The sequence below is a fragment of the Veillonella agrestimuris genome, from assembly GCF_943193065.1.
In the GTDB taxonomy this organism is placed as follows: Bacteria; Bacillota; Negativicutes; order Veillonellales; family Veillonellaceae; genus Veillonella; species Veillonella agrestimuris.
Map to the genome: position 1 here is coordinate 55,414 of NZ_CALPCS010000013.1, position 10,721 is coordinate 66,134.

The following is a 10,721-nucleotide window of genomic DNA, read 5'->3' on the forward strand; positions in this document are numbered from 1 at the left end:
TATATTATTACAAATCAATATCTAATTCAACTGGACAATGATCACTACCGAATACTTGTTGATGAATTTTCGCTTCTTTAATGTGCCTGTCTAGGCGTTTTGACGTGATGAAATAATCAATTCTCCAACCTACGTTTCTTTCACGGGCTTTGCCCATGTAGGACCACCAGCTGTACTCATCTACCGCATCAGGGTAGAGATAGCGGAACGTATCGGTGAAACCAGCATCTAATAATTCCGTCATTTTCGCCCGTTCTTCATCGGAGAAGCCTGCGTTTTTGCGATTTGTTTTTGGATTTTTTAAATCGATTTCATTATGAGCCACATTGAGATCGCCACATAAAATAACAGGTTTCTTTTCATCTAATTCCAACAAATAATTACGGAACGCATCTTCCCAAGTCATGCGGTACTCAAGACGCGCCAATTCTCGTTGGCTATTTGGTGTATAGCAACATACGAGGTAGAACTTATCGTATTCTGCGGTAATAACGCGCCCCTCTTGATCGTGTTCTTCAATGCCAATACCGTTAGTTACAGACAATGGCTTGATGCGCGTGAATACAGCGGTGCCACTGTACCCTTTTTTCACAGCACTGTTCCAAAATTGCTCATACCCAGGTAATTCCATCTGAATTTGCTCCGGTTGCAACTTCGTTTCTTGTAAACAGAAAATATCTGCATCTAATTCGTTAAAAGAATCCATAAATCCTTTAGTTACGGCCGCACGTAGACCGTTTACATTCCATGATATTAATTTCATCATAACTCCTCATTCTAATCTATTATTTCTTATGTTTGCCATGCGCTCTCTTCATCCGATGTTCTTTGTTAGCTTTCATAGCACTTTCATTGCGATGTTTAAAATAATTGGCCACCACAGACAAGATAAAAATAACTAGCACAGTTACATTGAAAGCACCTGCTCCATAGGCGTAAATATGATATAGCAAATAGATGAAAGCAATAACTGACAAGCCGTGTTTCAATATATTCATAGTTCTCCCCTTATCCTAACGTTTCTACGCCGCGCTGAATAGGGCTATCATCATAGGTCACCCAATCGCTAGAAGAACCGACATATAAAGCCGAGTCGATGCCCACTTCATGCATAGTGAGCATAGCATTACAAGCAGTGACGCCAGATCCGCAATAAGTCACAATAGGGCGACCATCGTTCATCGCGGCCAAATACATATCTTGTAATTCCTCCGTTGTACGAGGACCGGCTGCGGTGTAACCGCTTTCATAGAAATGGTTAATAGCCCCTGGAATATGGCCTGTCATGCCGTCCATCGTATCTGGTACAACTCCAGAATACCGTTCTGGCGAACGGGCGTCAATGATGACATGAGATTGGCTGTTGCTGGCCTCTAAGACTTCGTCACGGCTCATCACCATGTGATCTTGCAAGGTATAATTAAACTCTGTTGCATCTTGTACTAACGGGGTCGGGTCTTTCGTGAGAGGATACCCTTCTCGTACCCAACGTTCGATACCACCCGCTAGGACTCGCACATCGGTGAGACCCATGTAGCGTAATAACCACCATAAACGGCCTGCCAATAAGAGCCACGAGTCGTAAATGACAACCTTCGACTCTGTAGTGATGCCGAACGTTTCCAACCGGCTGGCCAATTGATCCATATTTGGTAACGGATGGCGTCCCCCATGTTCCCCTACAGGACCGGACAAATCCTTTTCTATATCTACTGGAAAGGCCCCTTGTACATGGCCTTTTTTATAATCGTGAAAGCCCCTGGCATCTAAGATGATGACATCGTCCATGATGGATGACAACTCTGCAGGGCTTATAAAATTAGACATAGCCACTCCTTGTTTCTATATCGAAAAATACAAATGTGTTACTTCTATTATATACGAGGGATGAATGCAAGACAATGTGTAGAATTAAATAACAATAGAAATAAGAAGCTACACCCTACATTATTTTAATGTTGAGTGCATTTTCTTATTATGAATCATATAATAATATCCATTCGTCATTAACCCAGAATTCCACATTTTCCCATCAGAAAAGTATTTAGATACTTCAACTATGTCTGTAGCCAATGGATTAACAATCGCTCTGTTTTTCACAGCTACCAATTTAACAGGAAATATACTGAATAATACATCTGTACCGAAATCAATGGAAAACATCCTACATTCACTTACAGTTTCATATATCTAGGCAGCCATTTATGTTATAATAACCTATATCATTTCTACTAATAACTACGACTATACAATTTCTATGTAATAAATCATACAAGGAGTACAAGCCGTTGAAAAAAGGTTATATAAAATTAATCGCCACCGTTATCGGTGTCATCATTCTTGTTTGTATCGGTGCTTATATAGCGCTTACGTCGTATTCCAATACAGCTACAACGATTTTAAATCCTCCCACCATACAGGATAAAATCAATTCCTTGCGTCCTTATATCGATGCTGCCGATGCATATAATACTAAGAACGTAGATTATACTAATCAATTACAACCTGTCTTAGAAAATCTGCGCAAAGGCACCCATACAGGGCCGATTCCATTGCCAAATTATAAAGCTTTTAGAGAAGATTTAGCCCTTGCTAAGCAAAGTTATTCTACACCATACGAAGATATCAACAAGTCCTCTGACGACGTATTAGCCTTATTGGACCAATTAATTCCATTGTCTGAGCAATTAGAAGAGGCTTATGCTAACGAAGGGGCTGCCAATGGTAGTTCTATGAATACAGAGGAACTAACGAATAAATATATTTTGGTAGCCGAACAATTTAACGCCACTTACAATGCTTTCGACATGACCCTCGATACGCATAACAACACGCTCTATACGGAGTGGATGGAAGAATTGGCTAATGAAAACCGTTACAATGCGGTGAATTTCATTAAATTAAACTTCTTGCTCGCTCAAATTATCGACCGTATCGATCCAGATGGTAATACAGATGTTCGCAAAGTCGATACAGCTTTACAAGATGCAGCAAAAGGTTTAAACCAATTAAAACCAGGTGTAACGCCAGCCACACAGGCATCTATGAAAGCCTACCAAGAGGCAGTTAACGAGTTCCTCGTAGATGCACACGCTTACGTAACGGTAAACTCCACCTTTAGCGAAGCGTATCCGCTATTATATGTAAAATACAATCGACTCGTAAACCGAGCGAATACAATCAATATTAACGACTTAGATGCAGCGCCTAAGAAATAAGGTTCTACCAGCACATTACTAGTAATGTAAAATAGTTGGATTGTACCCATTCCATACAATAATAAAAACCGCAAAGAAAAGCCGTGAACGGCTCTCCCTAAAGGAACCGTTCACGGCTTTATTTTATTCGATTATATTCTTAAAGTCTTTAACTTCGTAGATTTAATCTTTTCGCAAATCTTTAGTAATAACATAATATTCGCTTGGCGATACATGCATGCCTTTCATATAGCTTTTACCGACCATATTAATTTTTGGGTAGCCTAGGAAAATAGCCGCATTCGTATCTAACAAGATTTGTTGTGCCCCTACGATGGCATTATGCGCCGTCGTCGTATCCAACGTGGATTCTGCAATGCTTAATAATTCGTCGTAACGGCTATTAGCAAAGCCAGAGCCATTAAGGGATTCAGGATTGTTCTCACGAGAACCCCAGTATTGTTTCAAGAACCATACCGGATTCCCTGTATTGGCTGTAACAACGCTAGAAATCATCAAATCATAATCACCGCTTTTCGCCAATTCATCAATGAGACTGTAATCCACAACGTGAATATGAACATCGATGCCTAGCTTTTTATAATCTGCTTGCATCGCTTCTGCATAGAGATTGAGTTCTGGACGCGCTGTATAGGTGTAATATTCTAATACGAGGTTCTGTCCATCTTTATCGACAAAGCCATCTCCATTCGTATCAATCCATCCCGATTGGGCTAACAAATTCCGCCCTGCCTCTACATTGTAAGGATTAGGCGCCATTAACTGTTTAAAGCCATAACCAAGGCTCGGAGGCAATGGCGCTTTGCCAGCCACAAAGGTATTGCGCAAAATCTTTTCTGCATAACTTGCGCGGTCGATACCAGCAATGAGAGCGGCCCGCAGATTTGGATCAGCTAAGACACCTTTCTGACTCATCCTCACCATAACGTCTCGCAAACCAGCCACTTCTTCGACGATATAATCGCTATTGCCTGTAAAAAGGTTATATTCGCCAGGACCGATATTGAGGGCTATATCCACATCTCCTGCTTGTAAGGCCAGGGCCCGCGTATTTGCGTCATTGATAGCCGGTACTTCAACGCGTTTGAAAGGTACATTCCCATCCCAATAATTCTCATTATTCTTCAGTTCCGCGCGTTCTTTTGTGAAAGACGTCACCACATAAGGGCCCGTACCGATAGGACCATCTACGCTAAAATTACGTCCTTCTCGTTCCGCTTGTACATCGACGATGAGAAACAATGGATCTCCCAAGATGCCTGGCAAATTAGGATATACTTTGTCTGTGCGAATCGTTACAGTTTGACCATCAGCAGTGATGGACTCATAAGCGAAGAACGTTTTCGCTCGTTTACTTTTTTCAAAGGTCCTCTCTAGCGATTCTTTAACGGCCTGGGCAGTCACTTTTCTGCCATTGGAGAAGACTACTTTATCATTAATGGTGAAAGTCCACGTCCGTTGATCGTCCCCTACCTTCCAATCCGTTGCTAACCACGGTTCTGGACGCATAGTGTCATTAAATTTAACTAACGTTTCGCCAATGCCATAGCGTACAACGACCCAACTAAAATAATTTTCCGTCGGTTCCAAAGTACTAGCAAAACCTATGGCACCTACTTTTAAGACATCTTTGTCTCCCGTATCACCTTGCCAGCTACATCCGGCCAGCCCCACTACGGTCATCCCTAGCAGAGCGCCTGTGACTAGCCACTGTTGCCATCGTTTCATGGTATCTCCTTTCACTGTCGACCGATTCTTGTCGACTACACATATGATATATGACGGTATCGTTCTATACATACTCATGTATATGTGTTCATATGAATACTGGTTCTTATACCCCCTAGGGGTATACTTGTATGTACCATCATACAGAATTGAGGAGAAAAAAACAACCATGCACCTTCTTTTTCGAATAATTGTATCTACTTATGATGTCGCCTTTCGATTGGCTATAAACTTCCTCGCTATGCGTAATAACAGAAACAGCTCTATTGCCAATTACGGTAATAGAGCTGTTTAGTTAGTCTATATTTATCTACTAATCTATATCTATCCACTAATCTATGTCTATCCACTACTCAATATCCAAGGTCAAAGGATGATGCGGTTTGCCGATTTCAAAAATAGAACTGAGCAATACCTTCGTATACGGCTCTTTTGCATCTCCTAAATGGCGAGCATCTAGTGTTTCTACGATGCGGCCCTTATGCATGACGATAATAGTGTGGCACATAGTACGCACAAAAGCAATATCATGGGCAATAAAGAGATACGTTAAGTTCTTTTCTTTTTGCAATTTAGCTAACAATTTAGCAATAGAATCTTGTACGGATACATCGAGGGCACTCGTCGCTTCATCGAAGACGAGAATCTCTGGTTCCAGCACGATAGCTCGGGCAATAGCAACTCGTTGACGCTGCCCGCCAGACATTTCATGAGGATAACGATTCATAAAATCACGCGGCAAATCGACCATTTCTAAATAGTCCCCAGCGATTTGTTCTTCTGTACCTTTTTTGAGGAGTCCGAAATTATAAAGCGGTTCACAGATAATATCTTTTACTTTCATCCGCGGATTAAATGCAGCCATCGGGTCTTGGAAAACCATTTGGATGTTTTGACGATACGTTCTCATTTGTTCTTTGTCCATATGAGCAATATCCACACCGTCTACGTAGATGGAGCCAGATGTAATAGGCAACATCTTCATGAGCATCCGCACTAATGTAGTTTTTCCAGATCCCGATTCTCCCACAATGCCGAGGGATGTCCCTTTTTCCACAGTTATATTAATCGACTTACAAGCCTCTAATATATCTCCATTGGGCAAAGGAAATTGTTTCGAAAGGTCTTTTATTTCAATAATATATTTACTCAATGTAGCGACCTCCCTCCAACGTTGGCACGGCATCCTTTAATTGTTTCGTATATGGATGTTTTGGGTGTTCCAATATATCTTGCGGCGCTCCTTCATCGACGACGCGGCCATCTTGCATAACGAGTATATAATCTGCCATATAGGCGGCCACCCCTAAATTATGAGTCACCATGAGAATCGCCGAATTGAGTTCTTTCGCCTTCTCTAACATGGTCATAATCACTTGGGATTGAGTCGTCACATCTAAAGCCGATGTCGGTTCGTCGCCAATTAAAAGCAATGGATCCAACGCCATCGCCATAGCGATTCCCACCCGTTGTCGTTGTCCGCCAGACAATTCGTGTGGATAGTTATGAAGTATATGCGCTGCATGTGACAATGACACACTTTGTAATAATTGAATGGCTTTAGCATCACACTCTTTATCACTCATATGCAAATGAGATTGAAAGAGCTCTCTAAATTGTGTGCCAATCTGTTGGATGGGATCCAACGCACTGCCACTATCTTGGAAGATCATAGCCATGTCCTTGCCTCGCAAGGAACGCCACTCTGTATTAGATAGGTTAGTCACATTACGACCATTGAAGATAATGTTCCCTTCCGTCACCTCTCCACCTACAGGTAATAAGCCCATAAGAGAGCGAATGATGGTCGTCTTTCCAGAACCAGACTCACCAACAATGCACAACACTTTCCCTCTCTCAAGGGTAAAATTCACATCCATTACAGCTGGTGTACCTTGGTATGCAATATTAAGATTTGTAACGGATAGTATTTGTTCTGCCATAGTGGATCCTTATTATTTAGTAATCACATTTGTAATCCAATAATAATCACTTGGATACATAACTGCACCTTTCACATAAGAATGAGTGATGATATTCGTTTTAGGGTAACCCAAAAATAAGGCTGCCCCATCATTCATCAATAATTGTTGAACTTGGATAGCATAATCCCGTCGTTTCGCACTATCGAATTCTACTTCTGCTGCGTCGAGCAAGGCATCCACTTGTGGATTGGAATAACCAGAACCGTTTTGTGGATTGGATCCATCTACATTAGTATGCCAGTAGTTCGCCAAAAACCAAATTGGATCTCCTGTATTAGCTGTAACGATATTAGAAATCAACATATCGTAATCCCCTTCTTGACCCATTTTATCGATCAAGTTGTAATCTACCGTTTTGATTTTCATATCAATACCAACCTTTTTCAGGTCTGCTTGTACAGCTTCTGCATAGAGTGGCAATTCAGCACGAGAGTTGTACACGACAAAAGTAAAGGTCAACGGTTGCCCATCTTTATCAACAATGCCATCGCCATTCGTATCACTCCAACCAGCTTCAGATAATAATTGTTTAGCCCGTTCTACATTATACGCATTAGGGTCTACCAATTCATTAAATCCATAATCCATGGACGGTGGAATCGGCGCCGATCCAGGCATAAAGGTGCCTTTCAACAAAATATCGGCATAGTTTTTGCGGTCTGTCGCAGAAATCACAGCAGCCCGTACTTTGTCGTCTCCCAACACGCCACGTTGGTTAATGCGCGCTAATACGACACGAAGGGATGCGATTTCATCAACCATAAATTTATCATTATTTTGGAATAAACCAATTTCCCCAGGGCCGATATTAACAGCCATATCTACATCGCCAGATTGCAACGCCATAGCCCGCGTATTTGGATCGTCAATAGACGGGATTTCTACAGTCTTAAATGGCACCGTGCCATTCCAATAGTTTTCATTGGCTACCATGTCAGCTCTCTCTTTTGTGAAAGCTTTCACTACATAAGGCCCCGTCCCGATAGGGCCTTCTTTGGCAAAGTTACGGCCGTCGCGCTCAGCTTGTACATCGACGATGAGGAACAATGGATCCGCCAATAAGCCCGGCATATTAGGATATTCTTTGGCGGTGCGAATGATTAAGTCTTGACCATTGGCTTCGATGGATTCATATTCGAAAAATGTTTTTGCTCGATTCGATTTAGCAAAGGCTCGTTCAATCGATTCTTTAACGGCCTGTGCATCAACTTTCTTACCATTGGAAAATGTTACTCTATCATCAATAGTAAAAGTCCATGTCTTTTTATCATCCGCCACAGTCCACTTAGATGCAATCCATGGTTGCGGTTTCATATGCTCATCAAATTTCGCTAACGTTTCCCCTACGCCGTAACGCATAACAACCCAGGCAAAAAAGTTTTCCGTCGGCTCCAATGTAGAGGCAAAGTTAGTCACCCCTACGCGTAGTGTATCTTTATCTTCCGCTCCATTCGTACTAGATCCGCAGCCTGCAATAAAGGATCCCATCATAAGTACACTGAGCCCTGTTAAGAGGGCTTTTCTCCAACCTCGTTTCATGTAAACCTCCTATAGATATACTATTGGGCATTAATAGTATCATCATCCTATTTATTATAGTTCCAACATATAACAGACCATAAGCCTTCATACACCATATACTGCATATTATATATACCGCATACATTTTGCCTATACGCTACCTATACATTGAAACACTAATACGATTTTTCTGTTTTTGGATCTACCACATCACGCAATGAATCGGCCCATAAATTAAAAACTGACACAACGCTCAAAATGGATATCCCTGGGAAGATCATCAGCCACGGGCTAGTTTGTAAATACTGGCGCCCTTCATTAAGCATGAGCCCCCATTCTGGCGTAGGTGGTTGTGCACCAAACCCTAGAAATGATAACCCTGCTACTTCAATCATCATAGCTCCAATATCAAGGGCGCCAGTAGTAACGACGAGCGGCAAAATATTAGGAATGATATGACGCCGCAAAATCGTCCACGTAGAAGCGCCCATCATAACTGCTGCCACAACGTATTCTTCGTGGCGTACTTTCAGCGTCATAGATCGAACGAGACGAGCATATTTCGCCCACCCTACGACAGACAAAGCAATTATAGTATTGACAATAGAGCCCCCTAGAATACCGGCAATAGCAATTGCAAGGACAACTCCAGGGAAAGCCAGCATAATATCGGCTAAGCGCATCAATACCGTTTCTACTTTGCCCCCAAAATAACCGGCCACAGCGCCAATAATAGTACCGATACTCACCATAATAATGACGATGGTGAGCCCCATAAAGAGGGATAACTGAGTACCATAAATAATACGAGATAAAACGTCACGTCCTAATTTATCAGTCCCAAATGGATGCTCACTACTGGGTCCTTGCAATGCCTGCGTTACATCCGATGTGAAAGCATCTCCTGGTGCTAACCAAGGAGCAAATAGCGCTACACATAAGATAAGGAGCATCAGTGCTGTATAGAAGGAAAAGAGTTTATGTTGTCTAACAAAGTTCATCATCATACTCTCTCCCGTTTCAATCTTGGATCCAATAGCACATAAGAAGCATCTACTAAAGCATTAACGCACATATAAGCCAATGCCACCCAAAGGACAAAGCCTTCAATAAGCGGATAATCGCGCATCGTAATAGCATAAATAGCCATATTCCCTAAACCAGGCCAAGCGAAAACCATTTCGACTACCGCTACGCCGCCTAATAACCAACCAATTAAGACGCCGAGAATCGTAATGAGCGGCAAAATAGCATTAGGCAAAACGTGGCGAAATAAAATTCTACTTTCACTGACACCTCGCGCCCGAGCCCCCATAACGTAATCCTTACTCATTTCTTCTAAGATGACCAGCCGCACTTGGCGCATATATTTAGACCCTACTACGGCGGCTAACGTAAGGGCCGGTAAAATAACGCCTGTCGCCGTAATACGAGACGATGCGATAGGAACCAAACCCAACTTCAAGCCAAAAATATATATCAAAATCAAACCTAACCAAAAGGTAGGCATGGAAATCCCTACAAAAGCCATAGCGCGCAATACATAGTCCACCCATTTGTTGCGATTTATAGCACTCAATATACCTGCTGGCAACGCGTAAAGCAAGGTAAATACTAATGCAGTGCCTGCTAAATAAACAGTCCCTGGAAGCGCTTCTAACATACGATCTACAACTGGTTTTTTCGCCGAATAACTCATACCTAAATCGCCTTGTACTGCATGAAGCAACCAATTTCCATATTGTACAAGAAACGGTTTATCTAAACCCAATTCTGCTCTTGTTTCATCAATCAATTCCTGAGATACGATGGTATCTGCCGTTTCCAAAAGCATCGTAACAGGGTCGCCAGGTGCTAAATAGGTCAAGCAAAATGTTAAAAATGTAATGCCTATTAAGGTCACTATAAATTGCCCTAGTTGTTTGACTATACGTTGTCCCATAGGCACCTCCACACTTTATACAAACTACACCAAAACTACATATCTATTCATACGCTGTACGCCGCGTACCAATATGAGCACATGTATCTAATTTCTGTGATTGACTATAAATATACTATAGGAACCGCGTAAATACAATACATATGGGGGTATGTAAGCAGTCAACATCCGTAAAATCAATCAAAATAGATCTATAAAACAAAATGGTACCCGCTTATGATAACCACTGATTAAATGTGGCAACAAAAAAGGGCTCTCTGTCAAATGTTGGGGTGCTTATCCCTAATCATTTGTTTGGCACCAATCACTTATGTGGTTGGTGCCATT

General features: G+C 41.8%; 11 protein-coding genes. 1 reads left to right on the top strand and 10 read right to left on the bottom strand.

All coding sequences use genetic code 11. The features are described 5' to 3' along the window. Window positions 1-7: 7 nt before the first annotated feature. The 4 genes from NFR29_RS07055 to NFR29_RS07070 all read right to left on the bottom strand — a co-directional run bounded on the left by NFR29_RS07055 (window position 8) and on the right by NFR29_RS07070 (window position 2,163). Window positions 8-763: an exodeoxyribonuclease III gene (locus tag NFR29_RS07055; protein ID WP_251424933.1), complete on the bottom strand. Its 756-nt coding sequence runs from the start codon at window positions 761-763 to the stop codon at window positions 8-10. Between the two features lie 22 nt (window positions 764-785). Then, window positions 786-998, bottom strand: a complete 213-nt coding sequence (locus NFR29_RS07060; protein ID WP_251424913.1) for a hypothetical protein — start codon at window positions 996-998, stop codon at window positions 786-788. 10 nt (window positions 999-1,008) lie between these two features. Further along, complete coding sequence (locus NFR29_RS07065) at window positions 1,009-1,827, bottom strand: sulfurtransferase (protein WP_251424915.1); 819 nt, start codon at window positions 1,825-1,827, stop codon at window positions 1,009-1,011. 120 nt (window positions 1,828-1,947) lie between these two features. Further along, window positions 1,948-2,163 carry a hypothetical protein gene (locus NFR29_RS07070; RefSeq protein ID WP_251424917.1) on the bottom strand — a complete coding sequence of 72 codons (216 nt, stop codon included), beginning with the start codon at window positions 2,161-2,163 and terminating at the stop codon, window positions 1,948-1,950. Between the two features lie 125 nt (window positions 2,164-2,288). Here NFR29_RS07070 and NFR29_RS07075 point away from each other — a divergent pair, with 125 nt between their 5' ends. Next, window positions 2,289-3,218 (top strand): hypothetical protein, encoded by a 930-nt coding sequence (locus NFR29_RS07075; protein WP_251424918.1) that lies wholly within the window; start codon window positions 2,289-2,291, stop codon window positions 3,216-3,218. A 162-nt stretch (window positions 3,219-3,380) separates the two neighbouring features. Here the strand turns inward: NFR29_RS07075 and NFR29_RS07080 are convergent, their stop codons facing one another. From NFR29_RS07080 to nikB, 6 genes are all read right to left on the bottom strand, one after another. Beyond that, window positions 3,381-4,946 (bottom strand): ABC transporter substrate-binding protein, encoded by a 1,566-nt coding sequence (locus NFR29_RS07080; RefSeq protein ID WP_251424920.1) that lies wholly within the window; start codon window positions 4,944-4,946, stop codon window positions 3,381-3,383. Between the two features lie 349 nt (window positions 4,947-5,295). Beyond that, on the bottom strand, window positions 5,296-6,132 hold the full coding sequence (locus NFR29_RS07085; RefSeq protein WP_420908283.1) for an ABC transporter ATP-binding protein: 837 nt from the start codon (window positions 6,130-6,132) through the stop codon (window positions 5,296-5,298). Next, window positions 6,092-6,889 carry an ABC transporter ATP-binding protein gene (locus NFR29_RS07090; RefSeq protein ID WP_251424924.1) on the bottom strand — a complete coding sequence of 266 codons (798 nt, stop codon included), beginning with the start codon at window positions 6,887-6,889 and terminating at the stop codon, window positions 6,092-6,094. Before NFR29_RS07090 ends, NFR29_RS07085 begins: the two co-directional genes overlap by 41 nt. A gap of 12 nt (window positions 6,890-6,901) precedes the next feature. Next, on the bottom strand, window positions 6,902-8,470 hold the full coding sequence (locus NFR29_RS07095) for an ABC transporter substrate-binding protein (protein ID WP_251424926.1): 1,569 nt from the start codon (window positions 8,468-8,470) through the stop codon (window positions 6,902-6,904). Window positions 8,471-8,628: 158 nt separating this feature from the next. Beyond that, window positions 8,629-9,456, bottom strand: a complete 828-nt coding sequence (nikC, locus tag NFR29_RS07100) for a nickel transporter permease (RefSeq protein WP_251424936.1) — start codon at window positions 9,454-9,456, stop codon at window positions 8,629-8,631. Next, window positions 9,456-10,394: a nickel ABC transporter permease gene (gene nikB, locus NFR29_RS07105; RefSeq protein ID WP_251424928.1), complete on the bottom strand. Its 939-nt coding sequence runs from the start codon at window positions 10,392-10,394 to the stop codon at window positions 9,456-9,458. The genes nikC and nikB overlap by 1 nt, the downstream gene beginning before the upstream one ends. Window positions 10,395-10,721 lie beyond the last annotated feature (327 nt).

Bases quoted from the DNA above. Each gene is read 5' to 3' on its own strand.
- NFR29_RS07060 (WP_251424913.1), bottom strand. From the start codon at position 998: ATGAATATATTGAAACACGGCTTGTCAGTTATTGCTTTCATCTATTTG.
- NFR29_RS07080 (WP_251424920.1), bottom strand. From the start codon at position 4,946: ATGAAACGATGGCAACAGTGGCTAGTCACAGGCGCTCTGCTAGGGATG.
- NFR29_RS07085 (WP_420908283.1), bottom strand. From the start codon at position 6,132: ATGCCGTGCCAACGTTGGAGGGAGGTCGCTACATTGAGTAAATATATT.
- NFR29_RS07065 (WP_251424915.1), bottom strand. From the start codon at position 1,827: ATGTCTAATTTTATAAGCCCTGCAGAGTTGTCATCCATCATGGACGAT.
- nikC (WP_251424936.1), bottom strand. From the start codon at position 9,456: ATGATGAACTTTGTTAGACAACATAAACTCTTTTCCTTCTATACAGCA.
- NFR29_RS07070 (WP_251424917.1), bottom strand. From the start codon at position 2,163: ATGTTTTCCATTGATTTCGGTACAGATGTATTATTCAGTATATTTCCT.
- NFR29_RS07090 (WP_251424924.1), bottom strand. From the start codon at position 6,889: ATGGCAGAACAAATACTATCCGTTACAAATCTTAATATTGCATACCAA.
- NFR29_RS07095 (WP_251424926.1), bottom strand. From the start codon at position 8,470: ATGAAACGAGGTTGGAGAAAAGCCCTCTTAACAGGGCTCAGTGTACTT.
- nikB (WP_251424928.1), bottom strand. From the start codon at position 10,394: ATGGGACAACGTATAGTCAAACAACTAGGGCAATTTATAGTGACCTTA.
- NFR29_RS07055 (WP_251424933.1), bottom strand. From the start codon at position 763: ATGAAATTAATATCATGGAATGTAAACGGTCTACGTGCGGCCGTAACT.